Source organism: Paenarthrobacter sp. AT5, assembly GCF_032764245.1.
Taxonomy (GTDB): Bacteria; Actinomycetota; Actinomycetes; order Actinomycetales; family Micrococcaceae; genus Arthrobacter; species Arthrobacter ureafaciens.
The window spans coordinates 1585082-1600723 of the sequence record NZ_CP136441.1 but is presented as its reverse complement, the minus strand read 5'-3'; the positions used below and the strand labels follow the sequence as shown (position 1 = coordinate 1600723).

The window sequence follows — 15642 nt, the reverse complement described above, 5'->3', positions numbered from 1 at the left end:
GTTAGATCTCCATCCCGAAGTGCTCGCTGAAACGTACGTCGCCTTCGATCATGTCGCGCATGTCGCCAACCTCGTTGCGGAACATGAGGGTGCGCTCGATGCCCATGCCGAAGGCAAAACCTGAATAGACTTCCGGGTCGATGCCTGCTGCCCGGAGGACGTTGGGATTGACCATGCCGCAGCCGCCCCACTCAATCCATTGCGGGCCACCCTTGGCGCCCGGGTGCCAGATGTCCAGCTCCGCCGAAGGCTCCGTGAAGGGGAAGTAGTTGGGGCGCAGGCGGATGGAAGCTTCGTCGCCGAACATCTGCCGGGCGAAGTGCTCCAACGTTCCGCGCAAGTCCGCCATGCTGAGGTTCTTGTCGATGGCCAGGCCCTCGAACTGGTGGAACACCGGCGTGTGGGTCGCATCGAGCTCGTCGGTCCGGAACACCTTTCCGGGGCAGAGCACGTAGATGGGAACCTCGCGCTCCAGCATGGAACGCACCTGCACCGGTGAGGTGTGGGTGCGCATGAGGAGATGCGCCTCCGGCGGCTCCACGAAGAACGTGTCCTGCATCTCGCGGGCAGGGTGGTCCGGCTTGAAGTTCAAGGCGTCGAAGTTGAACCACTCGGACTCCACCTCCGGGCCTTCGGCGATTTCCCAGCCCATCCCGACGAAGATGTCCGAGACGCGGTCCTGCAGCGTGGACAGAGGATGGCGGGCGCCTGCGCGACGGCGGCGCGGAGCGGCGGTGACGTCTACTGTCTCTTCCACCAGGATGCGGGCGTCATTCTCCGCTTCGAGGACCTCGTTGCGGGCTGCGAGCGCCTGGTTGACGCGACCCCGGGAGGAGCCCAGCAGCTTGCCGGCGGCCGCTTTGTGTTCCTTCGCCAAGCCGCCGATTTCGCGGTTGGCAAGGCTGAGCGGCGACTTCTCGCCGGTGTGCGCGAGGCGGACGGCTTTGAGTTCTTCGAGGGAGGTTGCGCCGGCAATGGCTGCTAGGGCGTCCTCAACGGCAGCGGTGATGGCGGCTTCGTCCAGAGGGTTCGGGACGGCGGCGCCTGGCAAAGTGTCAGTCATCTACTGTTCTTAGCTACGAGTCGGAAGCGGCCGGCGTGGCGGCTGCAGGACAAACGGTGGTGGACGCCACATGGCGAACACCGCCTTCCAGTCTAGTTGAACCGCTCCGCCTTGCCGGTCTTTGCCCTGCTGCCGGGCAAGGCCCGGGGGTTAGCATGGCTTCATGACTCCCGGGCAGCGCCTGCGCCAGATCGCGAACGTCGTCAATCTCAGCACGCCGCTGGGCCTGGTGATAGCGGTCGCGTCCAAGTCGCCGCGGCGTCCCGGTCCACGCGGACTGATCATCGCTTCCGACTATGCATGGAAACTTCCCAAGGCGGGGGCTTTCACCATGGGGAACGTCGTCCTCTACAGGGCTGGTCGCGACGTAGCCGGCCGCAACGAAGTGTTGCTTGGCCACGAGGAACGTCACAGCACCCAGTACGCCTACTGCCTGGGCCTGCCCTTCCTGGTCTTCTACGGGGCGGCTGCCTGCTGGTCCGTACTGCGTACGGGCAACCCGGGCCTGGCCAATATCTTCGAACGTCAGGCCGGACTTGAGGCCGGCGGCTACATCAGCCCTCCTGGCCAACACCGGCATGCCGGAGAAGGAATCGAGGCAGCATGAAACGCACCATGACGGTAACGGGAACGGGAAGTGCTTCGGCAACTCCGGACACCGTGACATTGACGCTCGGAGTCGAGACCCGCCGTGACACGGCGGAAAGGGCCTATTCCGACGCCGGAGCTGCCGCCACCGCTGTTGCCGCAGCGTTGCGCTCCGAGGGGGTACTGGAGGCCGATCTGCGCACGAGCGGACTCAATCTTCGCGCGGATTCGGTGTGGGCCGAAGGCCAGGGACAGAAGGTGACGGGCTACGTGGCCACGGCGGCCCTGCACGTGGGCCTCCGCTCACCATCAAGCGCTCCCGCCGTCATCGCTTCTGCGGTTGCCGCAGGCGGCGACGCCATCAGGATCAACGGCCTTGAACAGGGCTTCGCCGATGCGTCAGGCCTGATCGCTTCAGCGCAGCAAGCTGCCTGGTCCGATGCCTTGGCCAAAGCACAGCGCTACGCACGGCTGGCGGGAGCTGAGCTCGGCGGGGTCATCTCCGTTTCAGAGCAGGCACCGGCCGGCGCACCCGTCCCGGTGGGTGGGCTGGTACGTGCCTACGCTGCCGAGACACTGCCCGTGGAGGCCGGCACATCGTCGGTGTCCGCAAGTGTCAGGGTGGAATGGGACTTGGTAGCCGGCTAAGGCTTAGTGGATCGCCCCGGCAGCAAACTGCTCATCAACCGTAGTTTGAAGGGCAGTGCGGACAACCACGGAAATCCCCCGCACCATGTCATCCAGGGCCATGGTGGGGATGCTGCTGCCGTTAAGCACCTGCTCCGGCAGGTAGGGAACATGGATAAAGCCCGCCCGGATTCCGGTCTTCCCTGCCGCCGTCTTCATGAGCGAGTAGAACACGTGGTTGCAGACGTAGGTCCCGGCCGTCTGCGAGACCTCCGCCCTGATGCCCTCAATCTGCAGGTTCCGCAGGGCCGCTTTGATGGGCAAGGTGGTGAAGTATGCCGCCGGCCCGCCCCGGACTATGTCCTGGTCGATGGGCCTGTTGCCTTGGTTATCCGGTATTCGCGCGTCATCGACGTTGATGGCCACGCGTTCAAGGGACATCCGTGAACGGCCTCCGGCCAGTCCTACGGCCACGACAATCCGGGGGTGGATCGCATCAATGGTTGCCTCCAGGACGCGCGCCGATTCGCCGAACACGCACGGCAACTCCAGAGTCTCAACATCAAGGCCGTCGCCGCGCAGCAACGCAGCCGCGCCCCCTACTGCCTGCCAGGAAGGATTCACGGAATCGCCGCCAAAGGGTTCGAACCCGGTCAGGAGGATCATGGGGCAACAGTAGCAACCCGGGGATGCTCCTGCGGACGCTTGACTTAAATTCGAACATACCTTCGAATTGAACCCATGAGATGGAACGCACAAGCACTTTCACCTACCAGTGACGGCTTGTCCGGGAACAGTGACGGCGGAACTCCAGGCCCTGCCCCGGTCACGGATGCCCTGCTGCCACTGGCCGGGCTGGTGCGTTCCATCTCAACACCCGAGTTTTCCGGAGTCACCTTCCACGAGGTCACCGCCAAGTCAGTGCTCAACAAGGTGCCATCCGGTTCAAACATGCCCTTCGAATGGACCGTCAATCCTTACCGTGGCTGCAGCCATGCCTGCGTTTATTGCTTTGCCCGCAAGACCCACACCTACCTGGATTTCGACTCCGGCCGGGACTTTGATTCCCAAGTGGTGGTGAAGATCAACGCAGCAGAGGTGCTGCGCAAGGAGTTGGCGAAGCCGTCATGGCAGCGGCATCAGGTTGCGCTGGGGACCAACACCGACCCCTACCAGCGTGCCGAGGGCCGGTACGCGTTGATGCCGGGAATTATCCGTGCCCTGGCCGACTCCGGCACGCCGTTCTCGATTCTGACCAAGGGCACCCTCCTGGCAAGGGACATTCCCCTCCTCAAGCACGCAGCAGCCCAGGTTCCGGTGGACCTTGGGATCTCACTCGCAATGACCAACGCGGACCTCGCCGAACTGATGGAGCCTGGAACGCCGTCGCCCCGGGCACGCCTTAAGCTCATAGCAAGGCTGCGCGACGCCGGCCTGGGCTGCGGCGTCATGGCGATGCCGATCCTTCCATGGCTGACCGACTCCGATGAAGCACTCGACTCCCTTTTTTCGGAACTGGCGGCTGCCGGTGCCACCGGGGTCACAGCCGGCGCCCTCTACCTCAAGCCAGGCACCCGCGAGTGGTATCTGAAATGGCTCGCCGCCAACCATCCGGAGCTGGTGGGCCGCTACCGCCGCCTCTACGGTCAAGGCGCTTACGCCCCGAAAGACTACCGGGTGTGGTTGTCCGGTCGGATCAATTACTTCAAGGCGAAGTACGGATTCAAGGGCACGTCCGGATTCAGTCACCGGAACGCCAAACCGGCGGCTTCCAGCCGCACTGATGCCGAGCATCAGGCTGCACACACCCCGGACCAACAGCCGCTGTTCTAGAACGCCAGTTTTTGCAGACAACCCCGCCTGCGCCGTGGCTAGCCCGCCGCTGCGACCCGGTCCAGCAAGGCCCGGACAATGGGTAGATCCGCGGGGATCCATGGAAGCTCCATGACCTCCTCATGCCCGTCAAGACGCACCCAGCGGAGCTCGTCATGATCCTCGAGCGGTTGCGGCTCCCCCTCTGACACTTCCGCGAACCAGACCCGCATCACCGCCTGCTCGTTCAGTGGCCAGCCGGATGGACTTCCGGAGTCCACTTCACGGCCAAGACGCACGGTGATGCCCAGTTCCTCGCCCAGTTCGCGATGCAGGGCAGCCTCAGCGGATTCGCCCGCCTCGACTTTTCCGCCGGGGAACTCCCACATCCCGGCGAATTTAGGCGGCGCGGTACGCCGGGCGGCCAACAGCCTGGAGGGTTGTTCCAGGGAGTCGACGACGGCCGCCCCCACGACATTGATCATTGCAGTCACCGCACCAGTCTAGGGTGGCCGGGTCCATGGGGATTATCACATAACACGGCTGCGAACCCTCCGGAGCACTAAGCTTGACTCTGGACTTTCTCCACTTTCCCAGGCCCCAAGGCACCCTCAAGAAGCAGGCTCATGACTACAACCATGTCTCCACCCGTCCAGCGATCCGCCAAACGCCACCTTGGTCTGGCCATACTGTCGCTGGCCATGGGCGGATTCGCCATCGGCACCACAGAGTTCGCCATGATGGGCCTGCTGAAGGAAGTTGAAGAAGGGCTTGCGATCAGCACCCCCGAGGCCGGCAACCTGATCTCCGCCTACGCCCTTGGCGTGGTCATAGGAGCGCCGGTCTTTGCGGCCTTCGGCGCCAAACTGCCAAGGAAGCACCTGGCCCTCGGTCTCATGCTGTTCCTCTCGGTGGCCAACCTGACGTCCTTCATCGCTCCCGACTACGGGCTGATGCTGGTGTCGCGCTTCGCCTCGGGACTACCCCACGGCGCCTTCTTCGGCGTCGCGGCCGTGATTGCAGCGAGCCTCGTGGCGCCCACCAAGCGCGGCTGGGCGATTTCCATGGTCATGGCCGGGCTGACCGTCTCCAACGTCATCGGCGTCCCGCTGGCCACGTGGGTTGGTCAGACGTTCGGGTGGCGGCTGCTGTTCGTCATCGTGGGGGCCATCGGCCTCGGCACGGTGGCAATGGTCTGGAAATTCGTGCCCTTCGAACCCGTACATCCGGAGGCGAGCATCCGTCGCGAACTCGGCGCCCTCAAGCGGCTGCAAGTCTGGCTGGCACTGCTGATCGGCATCATCGGCTTTGGCGGGTTCTTTGCCGTCTACACCTACATCGCCCACACCATGACCAGCGTCGCAGGCATACCGGAGAACTTCATACCCGCAGTCGTCGCCCTGTATGGCGTGGGCATGGTGGTGGGCAACATCATCGGCGGGCGCATCGCCGACCGGTCCGTCATGGGCACCATCTACTTCGTGATGCCGGGCATCGCTGTTGCCTTGGTGGTCTACGCGATTGCGGCCAACTGGGCCTGGTCCGCGTTCCTCATGGCCTTCGTCGTCGGTGGCATCGGCTCCATGCTGACTCCCGCCCTGCAGACGCGGCTCCTCGACGCCGCCCCCGGCGCGGCTTCCCTGGCGTCCTCTTTGAACCATTCCGCGCTCAACATCGCCAACGCCCTGGGAGCTTTCCTCGGCGGCACCGTCATCGCCTGGGGATGGGGCTACGTGGCACCGGCGCTGGTCGGTGCAGTGCTCGCCGTTCTCGGCGTGGGCGTAGCCGTGATCAGCGGGCTCGTGGAACGCAGGAAGCCCCTGGCCTGAGCCTTAGGGCCTCCGAACCCCGGCATCTTGCTGGGAGCGGGCGCTGGCGTAGAGGCAGACGGTAGCTGCAGTACCCAGGTTCAAGCTCTCTGCCGCCCCGTAGACCGGCACAGCAACCCTGTGGTCAGCCAAGGCCAGCTCGGCGTCGGACAGTCCCTGTGCCTCATTCCCGAAGAGCCAGGCGGTGGGCGCTTCCAGCGCGTAGTCGGATGCTACGTCGGTATTGCCCAGGCGACGGGCTGCATTCTCATCCTGCAGCTTGTCCAGGTTGACGGTGCCGTAACCATCAGCGGCCAGGATGCCGATCCCCCGGGCCTTGCACAAGGCCACCACTTGCTCCACGTCAGCACCCAGCACCACCGGGAGGTGGAACAAAGACCCCGCGGTGGACCGGACGGCCTTGGGATTGTAGATGTCCACGCTTGATCCCGTGAGGATCACCGCGTCGGCCCCCGCAGCGTCTGCTGCGCGCAGTACTGTGCCGGCATTGCCGGGGTCCCGCACCTGGCACATCACGGCGAGGAGGCGTGGACCGGCGTCGAGCACTTCCTCAAGGGGCACGTCCACGAAGCTGCACACCGCAACGATCCCCTGGGGGTTCACGGTGTCCGCCATGGCGGACAGGACCTCATCGCTCGCGAGGCGAAGCAGGGTGCCCTTGGCAAGATCGGCAAGTTCTGGCAGCCGGTCCAGACACGCTTCACTGGCAAAGACCTCATGGACGACGGCGGCGCCCCCTGAGGCGAGCCGCTCACGGTGCAGCGTCAGAGCCTCCCGTACGGCCTGGGGACCCTCTGCGAGGAACCTCTTCCGCTTTAAACGCGCCGGGCGCCCGGCAAGCTTCGCGACATCCTTCACCCGATCGGCTCGGGGGTTGGTCATCGGAAAATCTTGCGGGCGCCCGGTTTCGTTCATATAAAGAACTTTAGTGGCAGTTGCGACTAGTTCTTGATCTGCTGGCGTGCTTCGCCACCGGCAGGCTCAAAGCCTGCAGCCTTTGCAGCTTCAACGGTGGAGAACCAGTACTCAGCAGCGGTGTTGTCGTACCAGGTGGAACCCGGAACGTGGTACTTCTTGGACTCGGCGTTGCCCTTGATGGCGTAACCCTCCGGAGCACCTTCGCCGTCAACGGCAGCAACAGCACCGTCGATGGCCGGCTTCTCGGAAACAACAGCCTTGACAGCCGTAGCGGTAGCGGCGGCCGGAGCAACCTTGGCTGCCTTGGGAGCAGCAACTTCAGCCTTGGCGGCCGGAGCGGAGGTGTCGGACGGCAGTGCAGCCTTGGCAACGTTCACCAGAGCGGTGAAAGCGTTGGCATCGGACACGGCAAGTTCTGCCAGCATGCGGCGGTCAACCTCAACCTCAGCGGCCTTGAGGCCCTGGATCAGGCGGTTGTAGGTGAGGCCGTTGGCGCGGGATGCAGCGTTGATGCGCTGGATCCAGAGGCGACGGAAGTCACCCTTGCGCTTGCGGCGGTCGCCGTAGCTGTAAACAAACGAGTGCAGCAGCTGCTCTTTTGCCTTACGGTAAAGGCGCGAACGCTGACCGCGGTAACCCTTGGCGCGTTCGAGGACAACCCGGCGCTTCTTGTGGGCGTTGACCGCCCGCTTCACACGTGCCACGTGCGTACTCCTTCAGAAATCTTTATCCCAAGCTGCTACTACCGGAATTCCCGGCGGGCCTGAGAAGGCTTTTGGTGTAGTTGGCAACTGCCGGTTGGCAGCCGCCGAAGAACTTGGAACTTAGACGCCGAGCATCTTCTTGATGACCTTGGCATCGCCCTTGAAGACGATCTTGTCGCCTGCAAGGCGACGGGTCAGCGTGGAAGCCTTGTGCTCAAGGTAGTGGCGGCGGTTGGCCTGCTGGCGCTTCAGCTTGCCGGTACCGGTCAGCTTGAAGCGCTTCTTAGCACCGCTGTGGGTCTTCATCTTCGGCATGGGAACCGATCTCCTTACGTCTCCGCGGACAGTATCCGCAGTTCTTTCGTGCAGCCGGCCTACGAGGGCCGGCGTGCTGGTTGCTTGCCCTTGGAAGCAAAGCTCCAAGGGCGTTGAACTAGTTGGTCTTGCGTGATGCAGGCTTCGGCGTGGCCTTGGGAGCCGCCGGGCGTGCTGCCGGCTTCGGAGCTGCAGGCTTGGCCATCGGCTTCGGCGCTGCCGGAACGGCAGGCTTCGGCGCCGCCGGAACAGCCGGCTTGGGTGCTTCCTGGGCCGGGGCCTCAGCTGCGGGAGCTTCCTCGGCCACAGCCGGGGCGGCTTCCTCAACGGGGGCTTCCGCTGCAGGTGCTTCTACTGCAGGGGCTTCCTCGACCGGGGCTTCAGCTGCGGGAGCTTCCTCGGCCACAGCCGGGGCGGCTTCCTCAACTGCCGGAGCCTCAACTACCGGAGCTTCGGTTTCCTGCACCGGCTCTTCACCGGCCGACCGGAGGCCTTCGGGCAGAAGGTCTCCGAGGGACTGGGTCATCGGAGCCTGGCCGCCGGAGGTATCCACGCGGGCAGCTGCCTTGGCTTCGTTCTGGGCCTTGGCCTCGGCACGCTGGGCAGCGCGCCGCGCTTCTGCCTTGGCTTCGGCCTTGTTCTTCAGCGGACCGATCACCATGACCATGTTGCGGCCATCGATGCGCGGGCTAGACTCCACAACGCCGACCTCGGCAACGTCTTCAGCGAAGCGCTGCAGGAGGCGGATGCCCATTTCGGGACGCTGCTGCTCGCGGCCACGGAACTGGATCATGGCCTTGACCTTGTCTCCGGCACCGAGGAAGCGGAGGGCATGCCCACGCTTGGTTTCGTAGTCGTGCTTGTCGATCTTCAGGCGGAAACGGATTTCCTTGAGAACCGTGTTGGTCTGGTTCTTGCGGGCCTCGCGCGCCTTCACTGCGGCCTCGTACTTGTACTTGCCGAAGTCCATCAACTTGCAAACAGGGGGCTTAGCCTGCGGGGCAACTTCAACGAGATCGAGATCGGACTCCGCAGCCAGACGCAGGGCGTCCTCGATACGGACAATTCCTACCTGTTCGCCGGCAGGGCCGACCAGCCGCACCTCGGGGACGCGGATACGCTCATTGATTCTTGGCTCGCTAATGTTAAAGCTCCTGTGGTTGTGGTGATTTCGCCGGCAAAAAGAGAAGGCCTCCAATTGCCGGTGCAATCGAAGGCCTCGAAGATCGGGAGCAGTCCCCCACATAAGGGGGCTACGCATTTCAGGGCAGTGCCCGGAAATGTCCGACCAGGTACCCGGCAACCTCTGGTTCCCGAAGGAAAACGGCTGACGCGGGTGGGAGAGAACTCCGCTTGCTAACTGAAAGTCAATTCTACAGAAATAACCCGCCAAGCGCACATTCACGCGGCGGGAGGACTCATGCTGAATAACGACTTCCAGTCGGTCTGTGACAAGCTTACCAGTATGAGCACTGAAGACAGCAATTCCCGGAACTCCTTCGGCAGCGACGCCGCCGCCGGTGTTTCCCAGCAGATCCGAGACATCGCCGAGGTCCCCGCGGTGGAGGTCATCACCACGGGCGCGGTACACCTCATGAGCGCAGCCGCCGTGAAGGTGGGCCTGGCCGATGATCCACATGCCGAAGACCTCAAGGACCTCGATGAAGCACGCAAGCTCATCACCGCCCTTGCCGGGCTCGTGACCGCCGCCGCTCCCGAGATCGGATCCCAGCATGCCGGACCGTTGCGTGACGGCCTGCGTTCCCTTCAACTGGCCTTCCGTGAGGCCTCCCTCATTCCCGATGCCCCGGGCAAGGGCCCGGGCGAGAAGTTCACCGGACCGGTGAACTGACTCCCCCACAAGGTTGATCACGACGACGGCGACCCCACCTCGCAAGGTGGAGTCGCCGTCGTCGTTAACCCGGCTGCGCTGTCATCGGCAAACGCTGAACCTTCGGAAACGTCCTTCCGGCAGGCGCTCAGCGCGGTACGCGGGCAGCGCGCCGCCGCAGGGAGAGCAGCAGCAGTCCGGTCAGGCAGAGCACAACGCCGCCGATTCCGACGGCGGCGAAACCACCCCCTGGGCCGACAGTGTCAATAAAGATGCCCGCCATTGGTGCGCCCAAGGCAACGCCACCTGTGAGTGCGGAGCCGTACCAGCCCATGGCCTCGCCGCGCCGTTCTTCGTCCACGAGGTCGGCCACTTTTTCCGATGACGCAGACAACACCGGAGCACACAGCAGACCCGGCAGGATAGCCAGGAGTGCCAGCGACCACGTGTCCGTGGCGAAGCCCATGGGAATAGTCAACGCCGCCATCCCCAGCAGCAGGAGCATGGGCGGAATGGGGCGGTTCATGGCGCCGTATACCAGCCCGCCAACAACGGAGGCCGCGCACCAGAAGAAGAAGACAATGCCGATCTGGTTCTCGTGGCCGCCGCGTTCCAAGAGGCCGACGATGCTGACATCCGAACCGCTCAGGACCATTCCGGCGCCGGCTGCTACGGCGAACAGTGCCGCCACGGAAACTGTGAACCACGCGAAGTTCCGCGCAACCCGGCTCCGAAGTCCAGCGTTTCGGGACACCGCGGGGGCCATCTCCGATGCCGCCTCCTGGACGTGGCCGGGCGCCGAGGCAACCATTGCAGCCTCGGCGGCGGAAAGCTCATCAGCCGCACGCTCCGCTGACTCCTCAGGGCTACATGCCGTTTCGCTGCGGGTGGGCGGGTTGAACCAGATGAGGAAGAGTCCCGCGGCTGAGACGGACAGGCCTACCGCAGTCAGGCCCAGGGCCGAAAGGCCGCTCGTGGCGATGACGGCACCCACCGCGGGGCCAATCATGAACACAAGTTCCGTGGCGATGGAATCCAGGGCGAACGCTCCCCTGCGCTGTTCGCCGTCCACCATGACGCCCAGCGACTGCCGTACCACACTGAAGATCGGCAACGTGAAAAGGCCTCCGACAAACACCAGGGGCAACAGCCAGGCGTAGGACACGTGGGGCACCAGCGACCAGATGACAGCTTCGGACACGATCGAAGGGATCAGGGCTTTGCGAAGGCCCACCATGTCCACGCGGCGTCCACGCCACGGTGCACCCAGGGCGATGCCGATGGTCATGATCGCCGCGGCAGCGCCCGCAGCCGCGTAGCCCTGGCCCAACGTGAGGACGATGTGAAGCGTCAACAGCACGCCTGCTGCCGAGTGCGGGATGCGGGCAATCATCCCTACCAGCAGGAGCCTCCGCACAGGGCGGTTGGCCAGCATCTCTTTGTAGAGAGCAAAGTTCACAGCTTGGTTCCTCGTGTTCCCCCGGGGCAGTCCCCGGAGAACGGGTCCTGCCTTTAGTGCAGCCCGGGCTTCTGCGCCGCGCGCTGCAGTTTAACTTCGATGGAATCGACGCCTTCGGCGAATGATTCCAGGTTGGCCCACGCTTCGTTCAATCCGGCCACCAAGGACTGCACGGCCGCTGCGTCGAGTCCGTCCTCGAGGTACAGCACGACGCGAAGTTCGGGGCCGGCACCGCCGCCGGCAACCTGGCGTCCGTCCGCCGTGAATGAGGCGACTCCGGCACCGGGCCGGGTCTCCAGGCCCCGGACAGCCGGGAAAGCGGCCGCAGAAGAAGCGAGAGCCGTCTCCAGTTGATCATCCTGGTACGACGGCGTCCAGTCCCGCTGCTGCGCCAATGCCCACACGGCCGGACGGCGGACCACGAACGTGAATTCCGACCCGGGATCCAGGACCAGCAACTGGGCATCCTCGGAAACTGCGGAAAGGGCAGCGCGGGCAGCGTAGACAGCTACCGGCCGTGCCCCCGCATGCCACTTCTCGAGTGCAGCGGACGAGGTGAACACGGGCATTGCCGTGCGCCCGTCCGGTGCTTTGAGGGTGACTAACGCCATGTCGGCCTGCTTGTCGGCGTGGAGGCCATCCACCCCTTCAGCTTCCTCGGCGAGCGTGGCGACCACCGGAACGAAGACCCTCGCGGTCGCGAGCGATGCAACGACGGCCGCCTCGCTGCCCGAACCGTCAAGAAGGGACCGGACAGCGGCAAGGTAGCCGGCGTCGGCTGATCCGTCGTCGTCCTCGAAGTTGTGGATTTTCGCGGCGTCCCCGCTCAGGCTGCGCCCGGCCCACGGTTGCCCTGCGGAATCAGTCGCTCCCCCGGCACCTGCCAGTGCCGCGGCGATGTGGCCCGGCAGTTCGCGTCGGGGTGCTTGGTTTTCCGGCATCAGCGGCGCCCGGCAACATCCAGGGCTTCGGGCAGGGTGAAGGCGCCGGCGTACAGAGCCTTACCCACGATCGCGCCCTCAACGCCCAGCGGGACCAATTCTCGGAGGACCCGGAGGTCCTCCAGGCTGGAAATGCCGCCCGAGGCAACCACCGGTTTGCCGGTCTTTTCCACCATTCGGCGCAGGAGGTCGACGTTGGGGCCCTGCAAGGTGCCGTCCTTGGTGACATCGGTCACCACGTAGCGCGCGCAGCCGGCATCTTCCAGTCGGCCCAGTACCTCCCAGAGGTCACCGCCCTCTTTGGTCCAGCCGCGGCCTGCAAGGGTGGTTCCGCGGACATCAAGTCCGACGGCGATCTTGTCGCCGAAGCGCTCAATGGCGCGGCGGGTCCACTCCGGGTTCTCAAGGGCGGCCGTGCCGAGGTTGACCCGGGCCACTCCGAGGCCGAGTGCCCGTTCCAGCGATTCGTCGTCACGCAGGCCGCCGGACAGTTCCACCTTTACCGTCAACTGCGAGACAACCTCGCTGATGAGGTCGGCGTTGTTCCCGCGTCCGAACGCGGCATCCAGGTCCACCATGTGAACCCATTCGGCGCCGGCTTCCTGCCAGTTCAGGGCAGCTTCCAGCGGCGTTCCGTAGCTGGTTTCGGATCCTGCTTCGCCTTGGAGGAGGCGGACCGCCTGGCCGTCGACGATGTCGACGGCGGGCAGGAGTTCCAGTACGGGCTGGGTGGAGGAAGTCATGAGTGTCCTTGCAGTTGGTGGGAGCGCGGGCTTATTTACCGGGGAGCGTCAGGAGATACGCAGCGAGCAGGGACATCCCGGCCAGCACGTAGAAAGATATGGAAACCCAGCGGGGCTTCTTCTGTTGGTGGAAGGAAATGCCGCCACCCACCAGAAGCCCGGCCAGGCCCATGAGGACTACGGACCACATTCAGGCGGCGCCTTCGGATCCGTCGCTGCCCGCGGGCGCGGTGCTTTCGGCCTGTGGCTTCCTCAGGCCGTCCACCCAGTTGCGCAGCAACCGTGCCCCGGCGTCGCCGGACTTCTCCGGGTGGAACTGCGTAGCGCACAGCGGCCCGTTCTCCACGGCGGCAATGAAGCGGGCACCGTGTTCGGCCCACGTCACCTTCGGTGGTGCCATCCGCGGCTGGACGACGTCGAAGTTCCATTCCTGGACTCCGTAGGAGTGGACGAAGTAGAAACGTTCGCCTTCCACGCCGTCAAAAAGCCTGGACCCCTCGGGCACATCCACAGTGTTCCATCCCATGTGCGGAACAACCGGGGCCGGGAGGAGTTCCACCTTGCCCGGCCACTCGCCCATGCCTTCGGATTCGGTGCCGTGCTCCACGCCTGCCTCGAACAGGACCTGGAGGCCAACGCAAATGCCCAGCACGGGACGTCCGCCTGCCACACGACGGCCGATCATGCGGATACCGTCAACGGCCTTCAATTCCTTCATGACGGTTTCGAAGGCACCCACACCGGGGACCACCAGGCCGTCGGCATTAAGGACATCTTCCGGCTTGGAGCTGAGGATCACATGCGCTCCGGCGCGTTCGAGTGCACGCACGGCCGAGCGCACGTTACCGGAACCGTAGTCCAGTACCGTAACTGTCGGTTTACCCTCGGGAGACTCCGGCTTGGCCGTAGCCGAGGCATCGGCTACGGCTCCGTCCTTGAGGATCTGGTTGCTCATAGTGCTCCCTTCGTGGAGGGTATGCCCTCCACGCGCGGATCGGACTCCACGGCGGCACGCAGCGCGCGGGCGAAGGCCTTGAACTGGGCCTCCACGATGTGGTGGGGATCCCGACCGGCCAGGACGTTCATGTGGAGGCAGATGCCGGCGTGGAGAGTGATGGCCTCGAAGACGTGACGTGTCAGGGATCCAGTGAAGTGTCCGCCGATCAAGTGGTATTCCTGCCCGGCCGGCTCGCCGCCGTGGACGAGGTAGGGCCTGCCGGACACATCCACGACCGCGTGCGCCAGCGCTTCATCGAGGGGAACGGTGGCTTCGCCGAAACGACGGATTCCGGCCTTGTTGCCCAAGGCCGTGCGCAGGACCTCTCCGAAAGTGATGGCCACGTCTTCCACCGTGTGGTGGGCATCAATGTGGGTATCGCCCGTAGCCTTCACGGTCATGTCGATGAGCGAGTGCTTGCACAACGCCGTCAGCATGTGGTCGTAGAACGGCACCGATGTGCTGATATCGGAGACGCCGGAGCCGTCGAGGTTGATCTCCACCAGCACGGAGGATTCGCTGGTGGTGCGCTCCATGCGCGCGGTACGGGCAGCGGACGGCGTTGAACCGGTTTCGCTCATGGGGGGAACGTCCTTCAAACAGAGGGGTGGATCTATGGACAAGTCTAGTTGGGCAGGGACTACTTGGATTCCAGAAGGGACTCCAGCGCTTCCAGGAAGGCCGTGGTTTCCGCCTCGGTCCCGGCCGTGACGCGCAGGTGGCCGGGGATACCGACGTCCCGGATCAGCACGCCGGCATCAAGCAAGCCCTGCCATACCTCGTGCGGGTTCTCCAAGCCGCCGAAGAACACATAGTTGGAGTCCGACGCCGCGGGCTTGAGGCCCATTCGAAGGAGCTCCGTCACGATCCGGTCCCGCTGCACCTTGATATCCTCGACGTCGGCCATCAGGGCCTCGCGGTGACGCAGAGCGGCGAGGGCAGTAGCCTGCGTGACGGCAGAGAGGTGGTAGGGCAAGCGGACAAGCCTGATCGCATCGGTCACCTCGGGAGCAGCTGCCATGTAACCCAACCGGGCTCCGGCAAGAGCGAAAGCCTTGCTCATGGTCCGGGAGACGATCAAGCGCTCCCTCCCGGGCAACAGGGTCAAGGCGCTCGGGGTGTTGTCGTGGGCGAACTCGTGATAGGCCTCGTCCACGATCACGATTGCCTGGCTGGCTTCACCCGCTTCATAGACGGCCTCCACGACGTCCAGCCCAAGGCCGGTACCCGTCGGGTTGTTCGGGGAGCAAAGGAAGACGATGTTGGCGCCGGTTTCGGCGACCTGCCTGGCCGCTGAGGCTGCATCCAGACCGTAGTCATCCGCCCGGACACCGAGGACGTATTCGGTATCGGTTCCGCTGGCAAGCAACGGATACATGGAATACGTGGGCGGGAAGCCCAACGCTTTACGGCCGGGGCCCCCGAAGGCCTGGAGTATCTGCTGCAGAACTTCGTTTGAGCCGTTGGCCGCCCAGATGTTGCCGGGAGTAAGTCCATGGCCGAGGTACTCTGCCAGCGCTTCCCGGAGTTCGGTGAATTCACGGTCCGGGTAGCGATTGAGCCCGGTGGCCGCCGCCGCGACGGCTTCGGTGATGGCCGCCTGAACATCGGCAGGAACACCATGGGTGTTTTCGTTCACGTTGAGCAAAATCGGGACATCAAGCTGCGGAGCGCCATAGGGGCTTAGTCCACGCAGGTTGGTCCGGAGGGGAAGTCGGTCGAGTCGCTCAAGCTGGTCAGTCACTACAACAGTTTAAGGGTCCGGCCGAAGTGCCCTGTAACTGTGACACCGAGCCTGGCCCTTGGGAAACTTTC

19 protein-coding genes are annotated in these 15642 nt (G+C 64.4%); 5 read left to right on the top strand and 14 right to left on the bottom strand.

Annotated elements, in window-relative coordinates:
* Window position 1: 1 nt before the first annotated feature.
* Window positions 2-1063 carry a phenylalanine--tRNA ligase subunit alpha gene (gene pheS / locus RI444_RS07350; RefSeq protein ID WP_062096013.1) on the bottom strand — a complete coding sequence of 354 codons (1062 nt, stop codon included), beginning with the start codon at window positions 1061-1063 and terminating at the stop codon, window positions 2-4.
* 163 nt (window positions 1064-1226) lie between these two features.
* Between pheS and RI444_RS07345 the strand changes: the two genes are divergently transcribed.
* Complete coding sequence (locus tag RI444_RS07345; RefSeq protein WP_021474302.1) at window positions 1227-1670, top strand: hypothetical protein; 444 nt, start codon at window positions 1227-1229, stop codon at window positions 1668-1670.
* Window positions 1667-2299, top strand: a complete 633-nt coding sequence (locus tag RI444_RS07340) for an SIMPL domain-containing protein (protein WP_021474303.1) — start codon at window positions 1667-1669, stop codon at window positions 2297-2299. Before RI444_RS07345 ends, RI444_RS07340 begins: the two co-directional genes overlap by 4 nt.
* A 3-nt stretch (window positions 2300-2302) precedes the next feature.
* Here the strand turns inward: RI444_RS07340 and pcp are convergent, their stop codons facing one another.
* The gene (gene pcp, locus RI444_RS07335) at window positions 2303-2944 is read right to left on the bottom strand and encodes a pyroglutamyl-peptidase I (RefSeq protein WP_021474304.1); all 642 of its coding nucleotides are present in this window, start codon (window positions 2942-2944) and stop codon (window positions 2303-2305) included.
* A 75-nt stretch (window positions 2945-3019) separates the two neighbouring features.
* Between pcp and RI444_RS07330 the strand changes: the two genes are divergently transcribed.
* On the top strand, window positions 3020-4111 hold the full coding sequence (locus RI444_RS07330; RefSeq protein WP_207604907.1) for an Rv2578c family radical SAM protein: 1092 nt from the start codon (window positions 3020-3022) through the stop codon (window positions 4109-4111).
* A 38-nt stretch (window positions 4112-4149) separates the two neighbouring features.
* Here RI444_RS07330 and RI444_RS07325 read toward each other — a convergent pair whose 3' ends face one another.
* Complete coding sequence (locus tag RI444_RS07325; RefSeq protein ID WP_031217146.1) at window positions 4150-4584, bottom strand: (deoxy)nucleoside triphosphate pyrophosphohydrolase; 435 nt, start codon at window positions 4582-4584, stop codon at window positions 4150-4152.
* A gap of 132 nt (window positions 4585-4716) precedes the next feature.
* On the opposite strand from RI444_RS07325, the gene RI444_RS07320 reads away from it, so the two are divergent.
* Complete coding sequence (locus tag RI444_RS07320; protein ID WP_207604908.1) at window positions 4717-5919, top strand: MFS transporter; 1203 nt, start codon at window positions 4717-4719, stop codon at window positions 5917-5919.
* A gap of 3 nt (window positions 5920-5922) precedes the next feature.
* Here RI444_RS07320 and RI444_RS07315 read toward each other — a convergent pair whose 3' ends face one another.
* The 4 genes from RI444_RS07315 to infC form a co-directional block, all read right to left on the bottom strand.
* Complete coding sequence (locus RI444_RS07315) at window positions 5923-6834, bottom strand: TrmH family RNA methyltransferase (protein ID WP_021474308.1); 912 nt, start codon at window positions 6832-6834, stop codon at window positions 5923-5925.
* A gap of 26 nt (window positions 6835-6860) precedes the next feature.
* Window positions 6861-7541, bottom strand: a complete 681-nt coding sequence (gene rplT / locus RI444_RS07310) for a 50S ribosomal protein L20 (RefSeq protein ID WP_021474309.1) — start codon at window positions 7539-7541, stop codon at window positions 6861-6863.
* Window positions 7542-7661: 120 nt separating this feature from the next.
* Complete coding sequence (rpmI, locus tag RI444_RS07305) at window positions 7662-7856, bottom strand: 50S ribosomal protein L35 (protein WP_021474310.1); 195 nt, start codon at window positions 7854-7856, stop codon at window positions 7662-7664.
* Window positions 7857-7974: 118 nt separating this feature from the next.
* Complete coding sequence (infC, locus tag RI444_RS07300; RefSeq protein ID WP_021474311.1) at window positions 7975-8958, bottom strand: translation initiation factor IF-3; 984 nt, start codon at window positions 8956-8958, stop codon at window positions 7975-7977.
* A 363-nt stretch (window positions 8959-9321) separates the two neighbouring features.
* On the opposite strand from infC, the gene RI444_RS07295 reads away from it, so the two are divergent.
* A complete protein-coding gene (locus tag RI444_RS07295) occupies window positions 9322-9708 on the top strand; it encodes a DUF1844 domain-containing protein (protein ID WP_031217149.1) in 387 nt (128 codons plus the stop codon).
* 127 nt (window positions 9709-9835) lie between these two features.
* On the opposite strand, the gene RI444_RS07290 is transcribed toward RI444_RS07295, so the two are convergent.
* Genes RI444_RS07290 through RI444_RS07260 form a run of 7 tightly spaced genes read right to left on the bottom strand, consistent with a single transcriptional unit; the run spans window position 9836 to window position 15571 of the window.
* Window positions 9836-11146, bottom strand: coding sequence for an MFS transporter (locus tag RI444_RS07290; protein ID WP_021474313.1), 1311 nt, complete (start codon window positions 11144-11146; stop codon window positions 9836-9838).
* A gap of 53 nt (window positions 11147-11199) precedes the next feature.
* Complete coding sequence (locus tag RI444_RS07285) at window positions 11200-12087, bottom strand: SseB family protein (RefSeq protein WP_069694524.1); 888 nt, start codon at window positions 12085-12087, stop codon at window positions 11200-11202.
* The gene (priA, locus tag RI444_RS07280; RefSeq protein ID WP_062096003.1) at window positions 12087-12830 is read right to left on the bottom strand and encodes a bifunctional 1-(5-phosphoribosyl)-5-((5-phosphoribosylamino)methylideneamino)imidazole-4-carboxamide isomerase/phosphoribosylanthranilate isomerase PriA; all 744 of its coding nucleotides are present in this window, start codon (window positions 12828-12830) and stop codon (window positions 12087-12089) included. Before priA ends, RI444_RS07285 begins: the two co-directional genes overlap by 1 nt.
* A gap of 31 nt (window positions 12831-12861) precedes the next feature.
* Window positions 12862-13020, bottom strand: coding sequence for a hypothetical protein (locus RI444_RS07275; RefSeq protein ID WP_021474316.1), 159 nt, complete (start codon window positions 13018-13020; stop codon window positions 12862-12864).
* A complete protein-coding gene (gene hisH, locus RI444_RS07270; protein ID WP_021474317.1) occupies window positions 13021-13785 on the bottom strand; it encodes an imidazole glycerol phosphate synthase subunit HisH in 765 nt (254 codons plus the stop codon).
* A complete protein-coding gene (gene hisB / locus RI444_RS07265; RefSeq protein ID WP_021474318.1) occupies window positions 13782-14408 on the bottom strand; it encodes an imidazoleglycerol-phosphate dehydratase HisB in 627 nt (208 codons plus the stop codon). Before hisB ends, hisH begins: the two co-directional genes overlap by 4 nt.
* Before the next feature lie 59 nt (window positions 14409-14467).
* Window positions 14468-15571 (bottom strand): histidinol-phosphate transaminase, encoded by a 1104-nt coding sequence (locus RI444_RS07260; RefSeq protein WP_031217151.1) that lies wholly within the window; start codon window positions 15569-15571, stop codon window positions 14468-14470.
* Window positions 15572-15642: the final 71 nt, after the last annotated feature.